At 66.8% G+C, this 14,595-nt stretch carries 15 protein-coding genes; 8 read left to right on the forward strand and 7 right to left on the reverse strand.

Features of this window, described 5'->3' with window-relative positions; all coding sequences use genetic code 11:
* Positions 1-59 precede the first annotated feature (59 nt).
* Both ACM6JT_RS24950 and ACM6JT_RS24955 read left to right on the forward strand, forming a co-directional pair.
* Complete coding sequence (locus tag ACM6JT_RS24950) at positions 60-1,001, forward strand: LysR family transcriptional regulator (protein ID WP_105390696.1); 942 nt, start codon at positions 60-62, stop codon at positions 999-1,001.
* A 117-nt stretch (positions 1,002-1,118) separates the two neighbouring features.
* On the forward strand, positions 1,119-1,283 hold the full coding sequence (locus ACM6JT_RS24955) for a hypothetical protein (RefSeq protein WP_165948056.1): 165 nt from the start codon (positions 1,119-1,121) through the stop codon (positions 1,281-1,283).
* 79 nt (positions 1,284-1,362) lie between these two features.
* Here the strand turns inward: ACM6JT_RS24955 and ACM6JT_RS24960 are convergent, their stop codons facing one another.
* From ACM6JT_RS24960 to wrbA, 4 genes are read right to left on the reverse strand one after another with little or no spacing between them, the layout of a single operon-like run.
* The gene (locus ACM6JT_RS24960; RefSeq protein WP_034183395.1) at positions 1,363-2,193 is read right to left on the reverse strand and encodes a metallophosphoesterase; all 831 of its coding nucleotides are present in this window, start codon (positions 2,191-2,193) and stop codon (positions 1,363-1,365) included.
* Positions 2,194-2,218: 25 nt separating this feature from the next.
* A complete protein-coding gene (locus ACM6JT_RS24965; protein ID WP_034183396.1) occupies positions 2,219-3,640 on the reverse strand; it encodes an FAD-binding oxidoreductase in 1,422 nt (473 codons plus the stop codon).
* A gap of 18 nt (positions 3,641-3,658) precedes the next feature.
* Positions 3,659-4,051, reverse strand: a complete 393-nt coding sequence (locus ACM6JT_RS24970; protein WP_243565468.1) for a DUF2069 domain-containing protein — start codon at positions 4,049-4,051, stop codon at positions 3,659-3,661.
* Entirely contained in the window at positions 4,048-4,668 is a 621-nt protein-coding gene (wrbA, locus tag ACM6JT_RS24975; protein ID WP_034183398.1) for an NAD(P)H:quinone oxidoreductase, read from the reverse strand. The genes ACM6JT_RS24970 and wrbA overlap by 4 nt, the downstream gene beginning before the upstream one ends.
* Before the next feature lie 144 nt (positions 4,669-4,812).
* On the opposite strand from wrbA, the gene ACM6JT_RS24980 reads away from it, so the two are divergent.
* Positions 4,813-6,141 carry a YihY family inner membrane protein gene (locus ACM6JT_RS24980; protein WP_414857528.1) on the forward strand — a complete coding sequence of 443 codons (1,329 nt, stop codon included), beginning with the start codon at positions 4,813-4,815 and terminating at the stop codon, positions 6,139-6,141.
* Positions 6,142-6,156: 15 nt separating this feature from the next.
* On the opposite strand, the gene ACM6JT_RS24985 is transcribed toward ACM6JT_RS24980, so the two are convergent.
* Positions 6,157-6,474 (reverse strand): Mpo1-like protein, encoded by a 318-nt coding sequence (locus tag ACM6JT_RS24985; RefSeq protein ID WP_034183400.1) that lies wholly within the window; start codon positions 6,472-6,474, stop codon positions 6,157-6,159.
* Between the two features lie 157 nt (positions 6,475-6,631).
* Here ACM6JT_RS24985 and ACM6JT_RS24990 point away from each other — a divergent pair, with 157 nt between their 5' ends.
* From ACM6JT_RS24990 to aroC, 3 genes are all read left to right on the forward strand, one after another.
* Entirely contained in the window at positions 6,632-7,087 is a 456-nt protein-coding gene (locus ACM6JT_RS24990; protein WP_006488504.1) for a CBS domain-containing protein, read from the forward strand.
* A 142-nt stretch (positions 7,088-7,229) separates the two neighbouring features.
* A complete protein-coding gene (locus ACM6JT_RS24995; RefSeq protein ID WP_217590434.1) occupies positions 7,230-9,164 on the forward strand; it encodes an MFS transporter in 1,935 nt (644 codons plus the stop codon).
* 253 nt (positions 9,165-9,417) lie between these two features.
* Positions 9,418-10,518, forward strand: coding sequence for a chorismate synthase (gene aroC / locus ACM6JT_RS25000; protein WP_034183402.1), 1,101 nt, complete (start codon positions 9,418-9,420; stop codon positions 10,516-10,518).
* A 149-nt stretch (positions 10,519-10,667) separates the two neighbouring features.
* Here the strand turns inward: aroC and ACM6JT_RS25005 are convergent, their stop codons facing one another.
* Positions 10,668-12,341 carry an electron transfer flavoprotein-ubiquinone oxidoreductase gene (locus ACM6JT_RS25005; RefSeq protein WP_414857529.1) on the reverse strand — a complete coding sequence of 558 codons (1,674 nt, stop codon included), beginning with the start codon at positions 12,339-12,341 and terminating at the stop codon, positions 10,668-10,670.
* 179 nt (positions 12,342-12,520) lie between these two features.
* Between ACM6JT_RS25005 and ACM6JT_RS25010 the strand changes: the two genes are divergently transcribed.
* Positions 12,521-13,303: an SDR family oxidoreductase gene (locus ACM6JT_RS25010; RefSeq protein ID WP_034184000.1), complete on the forward strand. Its 783-nt coding sequence runs from the start codon at positions 12,521-12,523 to the stop codon at positions 13,301-13,303.
* A 32-nt stretch (positions 13,304-13,335) separates the two neighbouring features.
* The gene (locus ACM6JT_RS25015) at positions 13,336-13,776 is read left to right on the forward strand and encodes an acyl-CoA thioesterase (protein ID WP_034184001.1); all 441 of its coding nucleotides are present in this window, start codon (positions 13,336-13,338) and stop codon (positions 13,774-13,776) included.
* 117 nt (positions 13,777-13,893) lie between these two features.
* Here the strand turns inward: ACM6JT_RS25015 and ACM6JT_RS25020 are convergent, their stop codons facing one another.
* Positions 13,894-14,439: a PAS and helix-turn-helix domain-containing protein gene (locus ACM6JT_RS25020; RefSeq protein ID WP_034184002.1), complete on the reverse strand. Its 546-nt coding sequence runs from the start codon at positions 14,437-14,439 to the stop codon at positions 13,894-13,896.
* Positions 14,440-14,595 lie beyond the last annotated feature (156 nt).

Below are 14,595 nucleotides of genomic sequence, written 5' to 3' on the forward strand. Positions count from 1 at the left end.
TGAGACAATACTTGTTCGACTCTGTGCAACAATCCGTCCGGATTCAAACGGGTAATCGGATGGATACGTTACAAAACATGCGGGTATTCGTCCGCGTGGTCGACGCGGGGAGCTTTACCGCGGCCGCCCAGCAGATGAATTCGACCACCGCCTATGCGTCGCGCGCGGTCTCGGATCTCGAGGCGCACCTGCGCACGCGTCTCCTGAACCGCACGACGCGCCGGATCGCGCTGACCGAAGCCGGCGAGCGCTACCTGCAGCGCTGCGAGCAGATCCTCGCGTACGTCGACCAGGCCGAAGCCGAGGCCGGCGACGCGCACGCGCGCCCGTCCGGCAAGCTGAAGGTCCATTGCTTCACGAGCCTCGGCCAGCACTACCTGGTGCCGGCCATTGCGCGCTATCGCGAGCGCTATCCGGACGTGCACGTCGAGCTGACGCTCGCGCAGCGGATGCCCGACCTGCTCGACGAGGGGTACGACGTTGCAATCGTCGTCGGCCGCGACCTGCCCGATTCGGGGCTCGTGTCGCAGCGGCTTGGCGAGAGCTACAGCGTCGTGTGTGCATCGCCCGGCTACGTCGAGGCGCACGGCGTGCCGCAGCGGCCGGCGGATCTCGCGCAGCACGTGTGCCTCGGGATGGTCGCGCCGGGCTTTCACTACGACGAATGGGCGCTGGCGGGGCCGAACGGCGAAGAAGTCGTTCCGATCACGGCGCCGCCGTTTCGCGTGAACGTCGCCGAGGCGCTCGCGGTGGCCGTGCGGGAGGGGATGGGGATCGGCGGGCTGCCGCTTTATTCGGCGATCGGCTGGCTGCGCAGCGGGCATATCGTGCGCGTGATGCCCGAATACCGGTCGCACGTGATGAACATCTACGCGCTCTATCCGTCGCGTCAGTACCTCGACGCGAAAATCCGTACCTGGGTCGATTTCCTGCGTGACGAACTGCCGTCCACGCTCGCCGCCGACGAAGCCGCGCTCGAGCAGTACACGCGTGCGACATGAGCGCGCGGTTGACTGCAATCTGACGAGATTTGTCCTTCACGCAACATTTTTTTACGAACGCGTGTCTGACAGTTTGATACTGTTAAAGTAATCGATATACGTCACCCCGGAGTAGCAATGGATACGCACCTGATGATCGGCCTTGGAGTCCTGCTTGGCGCGGCCGCTGCCGCCGCGGCGACCCGCGACCTGCTGCGTGCGATGAAGGCGAAGGCACGGATGAAGCCGGTGCCGGTGCGCGTGCGCGCGGCACAGCACGGATCGCGCCGCAGCGACCGCTGATCGGGCCATATCGGCCCGTACGACCCGTATCAGTCCCGGTCGGAGAAGGCCGCGCAACGCGGCCGGGCGGGCTTGGCGTTCAGCCGAGCTCGACGACCTTGTCCCACGCGAACGCGGTATTTTCCAGTTCGCCGGTGCGCCGGCGGATATAGCCGCGCGGATTGCACACCACGCGCGTGCCGCCGTCCGCAACATAGTCGAATGACGTATGCGTGTGGCCGTGGATCCACAAATCCACCGGCGGCCGCACGAGTTCAGCCATATCCGTGACGAACCCCGCCGACGCAAGGTCTTCCGCATAGCGTTCCGCCAGCGAGCGACGGTGCGGCGCATGATGGGTGGCGACGATTGTCCGCCCCGCGAACGGCACCGCGAGCTGCGCTTCCAGCCACGCGCGGCCTTGCCGATGCAGCGCGATCGCGTCGGCCGGCGAGAAATCCCGTTCCGCCGCGCCCGGTGCCGCATGCAGCGCCGCGTCGTGCGGCCAGGTCACCTGGATCAATCCCTTGAAATCGAGCATCACGCGCAGCGCGGCTTCGATTGAGGTGGCGATGCTGGCTTCGTCGCCGCCGAACAGCGAGAAATCGGCCCACAGCGTCGTGCCGAGCACGCGGAAGCGCTGTTCGGGATCGACGTAGACGCCGTTGTTCAGGTAATGCACGTTGTCGAGCGCATGCGCCGCGTCGCGCATCGCCGCCTCCAGCGCGCCGAATTCCCCGTCGTAGTACTCGTGGTTGCCCGGCACGTAGATCACCGGCACGGCCGGGTCGAACGTCTCGGCGGCCCAGCGCAGGCCTTCCGCGTGATTGTGGATGTCGCCGGCGAGCACGACGAGATCCGCGTCGGCATGCGCGATTACGTCGGGCTGGTTGCTTTCGAGATGCAGGTCGGACAGGATGCGGACTTTCACGGGCTTCGCTCCGGAGTGGGCGGCTTCAGCGCAGGACCTTGCCGGGATTCATCAGGCCGCGCGGGTCGAGCGCGGTCTTCAGCGTGCGCATCAGCGTCGTTTCGACCGGCGACTTGTAGCGCTGCGCGTCGTCGATCTTCAACTGGCCGATCCCGTGTTCCGCGCTGATCGTGCCGTGGTGGCGGTGCACGTTGTCGTAGACGATCCGGTTGATCGGCGCCTGGAACGCGGCGAGGAACGCCTTCGGATCGCCGCCTTCGGGCATCTGCACGTTGTAGTGAAGGTTGCCGTCGCCGAGGTGGCCGAACGTGACCATCCGCGCGCCCGGCGCGGCCTGCTGGATCGCCGCGTCGGTCTCGTCGATGAACCGCGCGACCGACGAGATCGGCACCGCGATGTCGTGCTTGATGTTGAGACCCTCGTCGGCCTGCGCGAGCGGGATGTGCTCGCGCAGGTCCCAGAACGCGCGCGACTGCGCGAGATTCTCCGCGACCACCGCGTCGACCACGAGCCCGGCCTCGAACGCTTCTTCCATCAGTTTCTCGAACAGCGCGCGCGCATGCGCTTCGCTTTCGTTGTCGGACAGTTCGAGCAGCACCGTCTGCGAATGCGTCTGCGCGAACGGGTAGCGCAGTTGCGGGTAGTGCTTGCCGACCAGTTGCATGCAGAAATCCGACATCAGCTCGAAGCCGGTCAGCAGCGGCCCGGCCGCACGCTGCGCGAGCGCGAGGAAGTCGAGCGCCGCGTGCGGCGATTCGAGCGCGGCGAGCGCCGTGACCTGCGCGGCCGGCAGCGGATGCAGCTTCATCACGGCAGCGGTAATGATCCCGAGCGTGCCTTCCGCGCCGATGAACAGGTCGCGCAGGTCGTAGCCGGTGTTGTCCTTGCGCAGCCCGCGCAGGCCGTCCCAGATCTCGCCCTGCGGCGTCACGACCTCGAGCCCGAGGCACAGCTCGCGCGCGTTGCCGTAGCGCAGCACCGCGGTGCCGCCAGCATTGGTCGACAGGTTGCCGCCGATCGTGCAGCTGCCTTCCGCCGCGAGGCTCAGCGCGAACAGCCGGCCGCCTTCGCGGGCGCGTGCCTGCACGTCGGCGAGGATCACGCCGGCTTCGACGGTGATCGTGTTGTTGTGCGGATCGAGCGCACGCACGCGGTTCAGGCGCGCGACGCTCAGCACGGCCTGGCTGCCGCTCGCGTCGGGCGTCGCGCCGCCGGCGAGGCCCGTGTTGCCGCCTTGCGGCACGAGCGCGATGCCGTGCGCGTTGGCCAGCTTGACGAGCGCGGCGACTTCGGCCGTGTTCGCGGGTTTCAGCACCGCGCACGCGGCACCCTTGTAGCGGCGGCGCCAGTCGGTCAGGAACGGTTCGGTATCGTGCGGATCGGTCAGCACATGGTCGGCGCCGATCGCGTCGCGGCACGCGGAAACGAAAGCTTCGGAGGACATCATTACCTTGTCGCGTAAGGGTCAGGACGCGGCGCGCGACTTTTTCGCCGCGCGCTTGAACGGCGCGACGTACGCCAGCGCCGCCACGAAGAAGCCGACGGCAAGTGCGGTCTCGCACCAGCCGAGCGTTGCGGACAACCCGCCATCGGACATGCCGCGCACGATGCCTTCGGCGAAATAGACGAGAATCAGCATGCTCGCCCACTGCATCGTATAGATGTTACGCCGCCAGACGCCGGGCAGTGCGAGCGCGAGCGGCACGGCCTTCAGCATCAGCGCGGAGCCGCCCGGGCGCAGCGGCGCGAGCCACAGCTCCCACGCGAGCGACAGTGCGATCAGTGCGACGAGGCACGCGACGGCGGCCAGCGCGCAGCGCGGCCGGGCAGCGACGGCGGGGCGGGCGGGCGCGTTCATGCGGCGTCGGCGGCCTGGGCGTTGGAGAGGGCGGCCGCCGCGCGTGCGAGCCGCACGCCGAGCGCGGCCGCGAGCGCCTTTTCGTCCGCCGACAGCCTTTCGGGGTCGGCGCGGCCGTGCTGCGCGACATGCGACGCGCCGTACGGCGTGCCGCCGGTGCGGGTCGTGCTGAGCGCGGATTCGGTGTACGGGATCCCGACGATCATCATCCCGTGATGCAGCAGCGGCAGCATCATCGACAGCAGCGTCGATTCCTGGCCGCCGTGCAGGCTGCCGGTCGACGTGAACACGCTCGCCGGCTTGCCGGTCAGCGCGCCCGACAGCCATTGCGGCGTCGTGCCGTCGAGGAAATACTTGAGCGCGGCGGCCATGTTGCCGAAGCGGGTCGGCGAGCCGAGCGCGAGGCCCGCGCATTCCTCGAGGTCGCGCAGTTCCGCATAGGGCGGACCGTCGGCGGGAATGTCGGGGGCGCTGGCTTCGCAGACCGTCGACACGGGCGGCACGGTGCGGATGCGTGCCTGCATGCCCGGCACGCTGTCGATGCCGTTGGCGATCGCGAGCGCGAGATCGCGCGTGGCGCCGTGACGGCTGTAATAGAGGACGAGGATGTCTTTCATGGGCTACGGAACCGCGTGCGGCCGCGCGCGTGCCCGGTGCAGTCGGCCCCTGCTGGATCGAGCGGCTATTATAGGGGCTGAAGCCGTCGCGCAGCGCGGCGGCGGCGCGCCTGCGGGCGCGCGGCATCAAGAAGGAGAAGCCGTTTGCCGAAGTTGAACGTCGATCTCGACACCATCAAGCGCCTCGCGCAGTTCGCGGCCCGGCGCAGCGCCGAGGATCGCATTCCGCAAGTGGCGGGCAGCCTCACGTTCACGACGATGCTGGCGCTCGTGCCGCTCGTGACGGTCGCGTTCGCGCTGTTCACCGCGTTCCCGATGTTCGCGTCGTTCCAGCTGTCGCTGCAGGGGTTCCTCGCGGATCACCTGATGCCCGCGCAGTTCAACATCCAGATCTTCAAGTACCTGAACCAGTTCGCGTCGAAGGCCAAGGGGCTGACGACGGCCGGCCTGATCGTGCTCGTCGTCACGTCGGTGATGACGATGATGACCATCGAATCGGCGTTCAACCTGATCTGGCGGGTGCGCAAGCCGCGGCCGTTCGCGCAGCGCGTGCTCGCGTACTGGGCGCTGATCACGCTTGGGCCCTTGCTGTTCGGCGTGAGCCTGTCGATCTCGTCGTACCTGTTCACGCAGTCGCTGGCGTTCACCGGCGCCGCGCCGTCGACGTCGATCGTCGAGTGGCTGCTCGCGCTCGCGTCGCTGCCGCTGACGGTGCTCGCGTTCACGCTGCTGTACGTGTACCTGCCGAACTGCACGGTCGCGTGGCGCGACGCGGTGATCGGCGGGCTGTTCGCGGCCGTCGCGTTCGAACTCGCGAAGCGCGGCTTCGGCTACTACGTGCGGCGCATTCCGACCTATACGGCCGTGTACGGCGCATTCGCGGCGCTGCCGGTGTTCCTGCTGTGGGTGTATCTCAGCTGGTTCGTCGCGCTGCTCGGTGCGATGGTGACCTCCGCGCTGCCGGCGATCCGCGTCGGCCAGTTCCATCGCATCCACTATCCGGGCAGCGACCTGCTCGATGCGCTCGAACTGCTCGCGCGGCTTGCCGAGGCGCGCGCGGCCGGCAAGCCCGGGTACGCGGCGCTGCGGCTCGCGGCGATGCTGCGCTGCGACATGGAAACCGCGCAACGGCTGCTGACGACCATGGAGGAACGCGAATGGGTCGCGCGGCTGGACGGCGGCGATGCCGCGCCGCGCTATGTCCTGCTGGCGAACCCGGAGCAGCTGACCCTGGCGCAACTGTTCGACGTGCTGGTGATCGACCGCACGGAGCTGACCTACCAGTTGCAGCGGCGGCGCAGCCATGTCGACGGCGCGGCGCTGCTCGAGGTGCTGTCGAACGAGCGGTTCGACGTGTCGCTCGCGTCGCTGATCGCCGCGCACCGGCTCGCGGGCGCACAGCCGACGGGTATCCCGGGGCAGGCGCCGGACGGCGTGTCCGACCCGCACGCACGGCCGCCGCGGCCCGCGTGAGTGCGGGGCCGGCGGCTACAGTGAAATCTTGCCGATGCAGATGTCCTTGAACATCACCCAGTCGCCCATCAGGCTGTAGATCGGGTGCCGGAACGTGGCCGGACGATTCTTCTCGAAGAAGAAGTGTCCGACCCACGCGAACCCGTAGCCGCAGACGACAGCTGCCGGCAGCCACAACCAGTGGCCTGTCGCGATCGCCATCGCGACGCAGCCGATCACGCCGAGCGAGCCGATGAAGTGCAGCCGCCGCGACGTCAGGTTCTGGTGCTCGTTCAGGTAATACGGGTAGAAATCAGCGAAGCTGGCGAATTGCTCCGAATGCGTATGCGCCATGGCCGTCTCCTCGGGCCGCTGTTCATGCGGCCATTGTGCGGCCGGCGGCCGGTGTCCGCAAGCGGGGGCGGCCTGCCGCGCCGGCCCGTGCTTTCCTTTTGACAGGCTTTCCGATAGGATCGAAAGAGGTTTTGCATTCAAGCATGAGGGGACTACGATGCGCGTCAGCGATATTCTGAAAGTGAAGGGCAACACGCTGTTTACGGTGACGCCCGATAAGCCGCTGCGCGAAGCGGTCGATACGATGGCCGAGCACGACATCGGTTCGCTCGTCGTGATGGAGTACGGCGATCTCGTCGGGATGCTGACGTTCCGCGAGATCATCCTGCGCCTGCACGTCAACGGCGGTGCGATCGGCGACGTGCAGGTGCGCAAGGTGATGGACGAGCCGCTCACGTGCACGCCGGAAACGGACGTCAACGAAGTGCGCCGGATGATGCTCGAGCGCCACGCGCGCTACATGCCCGTGCTCGACAAGAAGGTGCTGATGGGCGTCATTTCGTTCTACGACGTCGCGAAGACGGTCGTCGAGGCACAGAGCTTCGAGAACCGGATGCTGAAGGCGTACATCCGCGACTGGCCGGAATCGGAAGCCGAAGCGCACAAGCCGTGAACCACGCCGCGCCCGGCGCCCTGACGCGCGGGCGTCGCCATCCGGCACGCGGCGGCGCAGGTTTGTCCTGCGCCGCCGTTTTTTCAACGACAACACGACAAGGCCCGCGCAGCTTCGCCAAGACGACGCGCGCGTATTCCGCATGAGCGATCAAACGCAAGCCACTTCGGGGCGGCGCGACGAACGGCGCGCCCACGCATCGCAGTTCGACCTGCTGCGCGAGCGCCGTTTCGCACCGTTCTTCACGACCCAGTTCCTCGGCGCGCTGAACGACAACGTCTTCAAGATCGGCTTCACGTCGCTCGTCACCTATCACACAGCACGGTTCTCCGGCGTCGACGCGAAGACCGCCGCATTCCTGATTTCCGCGATCTTCATCCTGCCGTTCGTGCTGTTCTCGGCGACGTCCGGCCAGATCGCCGACAAGTACGACAAGGCGACCCTCACGCGCTTCGTGAAGACCTTCGAGATCGTGCTGATGCTGGTCGGCGCGGCCGGCTTCGTCACGCACAGCGCGGCCCTGCTGTATCTGTGCACGTTCATGATGGGGATGCACTCGACGCTGTTCGGGCCCGTCAAGTATTCGTACCTGCCGCAACATCTCGGCGAGCACGAACTGGTCGGCGGCAACGGTCTCGTCGAGATGGGCACGTTCATCGCGATCCTGATCGGCACGATCATCGGCGGCGCGGCCGCTGGCATCGAGGGCAGCGGCGAGCGCGTGCTCGCGGTGAGCGTCGTCGTCATCGCGATCGCGGGGCGGCTCGTCTCGCAGCGCGTGCCGTCCACGCCGGCGCCGCAGCCCGATCTCGCGATCAACTGGAATCCGTTCAGCGAGACCTGGCGCAACCTCGGGCTCGCGCGGCAGAACCGCACCGTGTTCCTGAGCCTGCTCGGCATCTCGTGGCTGTGGTTCGTCGGCGCGACGTTCCTCACGTCGTTCTTCAATTTCGCGAAGGACGTGCTGTCCGCGAGCCCCGACGTCGTCACGATCCTGCTCGCGACGTTCTCGGTCGGCATCGGCCTCGGTTCGCTGCTGTGCGAGCGCCTGTCGCAGCGGCGCGTCGAGATCGGCCTCGTGCCGCTCGGCTCGATCGGCATCAGCGTGTTCGCGATCGAATTGTATTTCGCGAGCCACGCGCTGCCGTCGCCCGGCCACCTGCTGTCGGTCGGCGAATTCCTGGCCGGCGCGCGCCACTGGCGCATCCTCGCCGACCTGTTCCTGCTCGCGATGTTCGGCGGCTTCTACAGCGTGCCGCTGTACGCGCTGATCCAGAGCCGCAGCGCACCGACGCACCGTGCGCGGATCATCGCCGCGAACAACATCCTGAACGCGCTGTTCATGATCCTGTCGGCCGTGATGGCGATGGGGCTGACCAAGGCCGGCGTCGGCATCCCGGGCCTGTTCCTCGTCACCGCGCTGCTGAACGTCATCGTCGCGGCGTATATCTACCTGCTCGTGCCCGAGTTCCTGCTGCGCTTCGTCGCGTGGGTGCTCGTGCACACCTTCTACCGGATTCGCCTCGTGCACGCGGAGCGGATTCCGGCGGAGGGTGCGGCCGTGCTCGTCTGCAACCATGTCAGCTATGTCGATGCGCTCGTGCTGGCCGCCGCGAGCCCGCGCCCGATCCGTTTCGTGATGGATCACCGGATCTTCAAGACGCGCTTCGCGAGCTGGGTGTTCCGGCATGCGAAGGCGATCCCGATCGCGCCGCGCCACGAGGACCCCGGGATGCTCGCGCGCGCGTACGACGCGTGCGAGGCCGCGCTGAAGGACGGCGAACTCGTGTGTATCTTCCCCGAGGGCAAGCTGACGAAGACGGGCGACATCAACACGTTCCATCACGGCATCACCGAGATCCTGAGCCGCACGCCGGCGCCGGTGATTCCGATGGCATTGCGCGGATTGTGGGGCAGCTATTTTTCGCGGCATTCCGATGCGCGGATGCCGCGGCCCATCAAGCGCGGCGTGATGAGCCGGCTGACGCTGGCGGTCGGCGAGCCGATTCCGGCGTCGGTCGCGACGCCCGAATCGCTGCAGGCCGCGGTGACCGAGCTGCGCGGCGCTCGGAAGTAGGCGGGCGGGGTGCCCGCCGGTATCGCGCCGGGCGAGTATTTCGCCTGGAAGCGGGCCGGAACGGGCTTCCGGCCGCACCGACGGGGCTGCGCGTGCACGTACCGTGCGCCCGGCCTGCGTCTCATGCGGCACGCTCTGTCGGGACGGCTGGCATAATAGCGGCTTACCTCTTTTTCTCGACCGGCAAACGATCGACCTGCCTGCGGCCCGGGCGGCGCATCGGTTTGCCCATTTCTCTTTGGGCGGTTCCATCATGTCCGGCAATACCCTCGGCACGCTTTTCACTGTCACGACCTTCGGCGAATCGCACGGTCCCGCGATCGGCTGCGTGATCGACGGCTGCCCGCCGGGGATGGGGCTGACCGAAGCCGACATCCAGGTCGAGCTCGATCGCCGCAAGCCCGGCACGTCGCGGCACGTGACGCAACGGCAGGAGGCCGACGAGGTCGAGATCCTGTCGGGGGTGTTCGAAGGCGTGACGACCGGCACGCCGATCGCGCTGCTGATCCGTAATACCGACCAGCGCAGCAAGGACTACGGCAACATCGTCGAGACGTTCCGTCCCGGCCATGCCGATTACACGTACTGGCAGAAGTACGGCATCCGCGACTACCGCGGCGGCGGCCGCTCGTCTGCACGCCTGACCGCGCCGATCGTCGGCGCGGGCGCGGTCGCGAAGAAGTGGCTGCGCGAGCGCTTCGGTGTCGAGGTGCGCGGCTACATGAGCGGCCTCGGCGAGATCGACGTGCCGTTCGTCGACTGGTCGCACGTGCGCGAGAATCCGTTCTTCTCGCCGAACGCGGCGGTCGTTCCCGAGCTCGAGGCCTACATGGATGCGCTGCGCAAGGATGGCGATTCGATCGGCGCGCGCATCGACGTCGTCGCGTCGGGCGTACCGGTCGGCTGGGGCGAACCCGTGTTCGACCGTCTCGATGCGGACATCGCGAAGGCGATGATGAGCATCAACGCGGTGAAGGGCGTCGAGATCGGCGCGGGCTTCGACAGCGTCGCGCAACGCGGCTCCGTGCACGGCGACGAGCTGACGCCGGGCGGCTTCGTCGGCAACCATGCGGGCGGCGTGCTCGGCGGGATCTCGACGGGACAGGACATCACCGTGTCGATCGCGATCAAGCCGACGTCGAGCATTCGCACGCCGCGCCGCTCGATCACGAAGGCCGGCGAGGAGGCTACGGTGGAAACCTTCGGTCGCCACGATCCGTGCGTCGGCATCCGCGCGACGCCGATCGCCGAGTCGATGCTCGCACTGGTGCTGATCGACCATGCGCTGCGCCATCGCGCGCAGTGCGGCGACGTCGAGACGACGACGCCGAAGATCGCGGGCAGTGCGACCTGACGCAAGCGGGCGGGGCGCGGTGCGCCTCGTCTCGACCGTCGAGCGACGAATGCAAACGGGGCGCTGCGTGATGCAGCGCCCCGTTTCGTTTGCAGCAGTGTGCAGCGGCCCAAAAAAACGCGCCGCTCGTGGCGGCGCGTTCCGGCAAGTTACATGTTCGGATAATTCGGCCCGCCGCCGCCTTCGGGCGTGACCCACACGATGTTCTGCGTCGGGTCCTTGATGTCGCAGGTCTTGCAGTGCACGCAGTTCTGCGCGTTGATCACCAGCCGATCGCTGCCGTCGTCGTTCTTCACGAACTCGTACACTGCCGCCGGGCAGAAGCGCCCCTCCGGCCCCGCGTACGTGCGCAGGTTCACGTTCACCGGCACGCTCGCATCCTTCAGCGTCAGGTGCGCCGGCTGGTTCTCCTCGTGGTTCGTGTTCGAGATGAACACCGACGACAGACGGTCGAACGTCAGCTTGCCGTCCGGCTTCGGATACTCGATCGGCTCGCACTGCGACGCCGGCTTCAGCGTCTCGTGGTCTGCGTGCTGGTGATGCAGCGTCCACGGCACGTTGCCGCCCATCACCTTCTGCTCGAGCCCGACCATCAGCGTGCCGAGATACAGCCCCTTCGCCATCCACTGCTTGAAGTTGCGCGCGCGGTACAGCTCCGTGTACAGCCACGACTGCTTGAAGGCGTCAGGGTACGCGTTGAGTTCGTCCGACTGACGGCCGGCCTGCACCGCGTCGAACGCGGCGTCCGCCGCCAGCATGCCGGTCTTGATCGCCGCGTGGCTGCCCTTGATCCGCGATGCGTTCAGGAAACCCGCGTCGTCGCCGATCAGCGCGCCGCCCGGGAACACCGTCTTCGGCAGCGACAGCAGGCCGCCCGCGGTGATCGCGCGCGCACCGTACGACACGCGCTTGCCGCCTTCCAGGAACGCGCGGATCGACGGATGCGTCTTGTAGCGCTGGAATTCCTCGAACGGCGACAGGTACGGGTTCGTGTAGCCGAGGCCGACCACGAAGCCGACCACGACCTGGTTGTTGTCCATGTGATACAGGAACGAGCCGCCGTAGGTATCCGACTTCAGCGGCCAGCCGGCCGTGTGGATCACGAGGCCCGGCTTGTGCTTCGCCGGATCGATTTCCCACAGTTCCTTGATGCCGATCCCGTACGCCTGCGGATCGGCGTTCGCGTCGAGCTTGAACTTCGAGATCAGCTGGCGGCCGAGGTGGCCGCGGCAGCCTTCGGCGAACAGCGTGTACTTCGCGTGCAGCTCCATGCCGAGCTGGAAGTTCTCGGTCGGCTCGCCGTCCTTGCCCACGCCCATGTTGCCGGTCGCGACGCCCTTCACGGAACCGTCGTCGTTGTAGAGAATCTCCGCGGCCGGGAAGCCCGGGAAGATCTCGACGCCCAGCGCCTCAGCCTGCGTGCCGAGCCAGCGCGTGACGTTGCCCAGCGAAATCACGTAATTGCCGTGGTTCTTGAAGTTCTCGGGCAGCGCCCAGTTCGGCGTCGTCACCGCGCTCTTCTCGGACAGGAACAGGAAGCGGTCTTCCGTCACCTCGACGGTGAGCGGCGCGCCCTGTTCCTTCCAGTCGGGGAACAGTTCGGTGATCGCGCGCGGGTCCATCACCGCGCCCGACAGGATGTGCGCGCCGATCTCGGAACCCTTCTCGAGCACGCACACGCCGATCTCGGTGCCTTTCTCGGCGGCCAGCTGCTTGAGCCGGATCGCCGCCGACAGCCCGGCGGGGCCGCCGCCGACGATCACGACGTCGTATTCCATCGATTCGCGCGGGCCGTATTGCTCGATGAGGCTTGCGGGGGTCATTGGCGTTCCTCTAACCGTTAGAATGCTTTTATTCGGGAGCGTATTGTCTGCGAAACGAAACGCTTGCCGCAACAGCATGCGTCTAGATTAGCACGATCGTTCTATTTTTTGTGCTAGGGTTATGCCGGCCGGGCCGTGTTGCCCGGGCTGGCGAAATGACATCGAAAGGGGATGTGCAAATGGGTCGATCGATCAATCTGGAAGGCAAGGTTGCGCTGGTCACGGGCGCGTCGAGCGGCCTCGGGCAGCGTTTTGCGCAGGTGCTGTCGCAGGCCGGCGCGAAGGTCGTGCTCGCGAGCCGACGCGTGGAGCGCCTGAAGGAACTGCGCGCGGAGATCGAGGCGGCGGGCGGTGCCGCGCACGTCGTGTCGCTCGACGTCACCGACGTCCAGAGCATCAAGGCGGCGGTCGCGCACGCGGAGACGGAAGCCGGCACGATCGACATCCTCGTGAACAATTCCGGCGTGTCGACGATGCAGAAGCTCGTCGACGTGACGCCGGCCGATTTCGAGTTCGTGTTCGATACCAACACGCGCGGCGCGTTTTTCGTCGCGCAGGAAGTCGCGAAGCGGATGATCATGCGCGCGAACGGCAACGGTAACGGCAAGCCGCCGTGCCGGATCATCAACATCGCGTCGGTGGCCGGCCTGCGCGTGTTTCCGCAGATCGGGCTGTACGCGATGAGCAAGGCCGCGGTCGTGCAGATGACGCGCGCGATGGCACTCGAATGGGGGCGCCACGGGATCAACGTCAACGCGATCTGTCCGGGCTATATCGATACCGAAATCAATCATTACCTGTGGGAAACCGAGCAGGGCCAGAAGCTGCAGTCGATGCTGCCGCGCCGGCGCGTCGGCAAGCCGCAGGATCTCGACGGGCTGTTGTTGCTGCTCGCGGCCGACGAGTCGCAGTTCATCAATGGTTCGATCATCTCCGCCGACGACGGCTTCGGCCTCGCCTGAGCGGATGACATTCAGCAACAAAGAAGACTGCAATGAGCGCAACAAGCGATTACTCACCCGTTTTTGAGATGTCGATGCCGATCCGCTGGGGCGACATGGACGCGTTCGGCCACGTGAACAACACGGTCTATTTCCGCTACATGGAGCAGGCGCGGATCTCGTGGTTCGAGGAACTCGGCATCGCCGGCGGCAACGGCGAGGGGCAGGGGCCCGTCATCGTCACGGCGTCGATGGAATTCCTCAAGCAACTGCATTATCCGGGCGACGTGATCGCGAAGATGTCGGCCGCGAAACCCGGCCGAAGCAGCTTCGACACCGGTTTCGAGCTCACGCGTGCGGACGATCCGCAGCACGTTTATGCGCGCGGCAACGCGCGCTGCGTGTGGGTCGATTACGCGCTCGGCAAGTCGGTGCCGCTGCCGCAACTGCTGCGCGACACGATCGAGCGCGCGCTCGCGACGAAAATCGTCTGAGCGCCGATACGGCGAGACCGGCGCGGTCGCGCCGGTGAGTCGCGATGCCCGTTTGTTACCCGAATCGGCCGCCATGCGCGGCCGATTGTCATCCGGGCGCCGCCATTCACTGCCCGTTCATTGCCCCAGCAGGCGCTGCACCAGCTCCGGCGTGTTGTTCGTCCCGTACTTGCGCATCAGCCGTGCGCGGTAGATGTCGACCGTGCGCGAACTGATGTCGAGCACGCGCCCGATCTGCTTGCTGGTCTTGCCGGTCGCGAGTTGCGCGGCGATCTCGCGCTCGCGCGGAGTCAGTTCGACCGCGACGCGGCGCGTCGCGCTCAAGTCCTCGAAGGTCCAGACGCCGTCCGCGAGCGGCGCGGTGCGGTCGAGCGCGCGGCCCGTCACGTGGCACCAGAACAGCTCGCCGTCGGCCCGTTTCATGATTCTGTCGTCCGAATAGATGCCGTTTGCGGCCATCACGCGCGAGATGCGCTCGCCGATTCGCTGGAATTCGTCCGTCGACGGGTAGAGCACCTCGTACGATTTTCCGATCAGGTCGGCCCGCGCGCAGCGGAAGATCGACGCGAGCGCGTCGTTGCAGTCCTCGATTACGCGGTCGCGCGACATCACGAGGCCGAGCGGCGCGAGGTGGAAGGCAGTCTGGTAATCGAGAGCGGGCATGGCGCAGGCAACCGGAGGCAAACGCTTATGTATTTTTGCGTATTGTGCCGCATCCGCGCCGCATCGTACCCTTTCAGGCATCTCGCGGCAGTTCGCCGCGACATAAAAACAGCGCGCCTCGACGCACGCATCGCCGCGCATGCATAGAATGATGCG

The sequence above is a fragment of the Burkholderia sp. IT-111MI5 genome, assembly GCF_949752865.1.
GTDB lineage: Bacteria > Pseudomonadota > Gammaproteobacteria > Burkholderiales > Burkholderiaceae > Burkholderia > Burkholderia pyrrocinia_C.

Coding starts and splice junctions, on each gene's coding strand:
- ACM6JT_RS24950 (WP_105390696.1), top strand. CDS start 60: ATGGATACGTTACAAAACATGCGGGTATTCGTCCGCGTGGTCGACGCG.
- ACM6JT_RS24955 (WP_165948056.1), top strand. CDS start 1,119: ATGGATACGCACCTGATGATCGGCCTTGGAGTCCTGCTTGGCGCGGCC.
- ACM6JT_RS24965 (WP_034183396.1), bottom strand. CDS start 3,640: ATGATGTCCTCCGAAGCTTTCGTTTCCGCGTGCCGCGACGCGATCGGC.
- ACM6JT_RS24970 (WP_243565468.1), bottom strand. CDS start 4,051: ATGAACGCGCCCGCCCGCCCCGCCGTCGCTGCCCGGCCGCGCTGCGCG.
- wrbA (WP_034183398.1), bottom strand. CDS start 4,668: ATGAAAGACATCCTCGTCCTCTATTACAGCCGTCACGGCGCCACGCGC.
- ACM6JT_RS24985 (WP_034183400.1), bottom strand. CDS start 6,474: ATGGCGCATACGCATTCGGAGCAATTCGCCAGCTTCGCTGATTTCTAC.
- ACM6JT_RS24990 (WP_006488504.1), top strand. CDS start 6,632: ATGCGCGTCAGCGATATTCTGAAAGTGAAGGGCAACACGCTGTTTACG.
- ACM6JT_RS24995 (WP_217590434.1), top strand. CDS start 7,230: ATGAGCGATCAAACGCAAGCCACTTCGGGGCGGCGCGACGAACGGCGC.
- aroC (WP_034183402.1), top strand. CDS start 9,418: ATGTCCGGCAATACCCTCGGCACGCTTTTCACTGTCACGACCTTCGGC.
- ACM6JT_RS25005 (WP_414857529.1), bottom strand. CDS start 12,341: ATGACCCCCGCAAGCCTCATCGAGCAATACGGCCCGCGCGAATCGATG.
- ACM6JT_RS25010 (WP_034184000.1), top strand. CDS start 12,521: ATGGGTCGATCGATCAATCTGGAAGGCAAGGTTGCGCTGGTCACGGGC.
- ACM6JT_RS25015 (WP_034184001.1), top strand. CDS start 13,336: ATGAGCGCAACAAGCGATTACTCACCCGTTTTTGAGATGTCGATGCCG.
- ACM6JT_RS25020 (WP_034184002.1), bottom strand. CDS start 14,439: ATGCCCGCTCTCGATTACCAGACTGCCTTCCACCTCGCGCCGCTCGGC.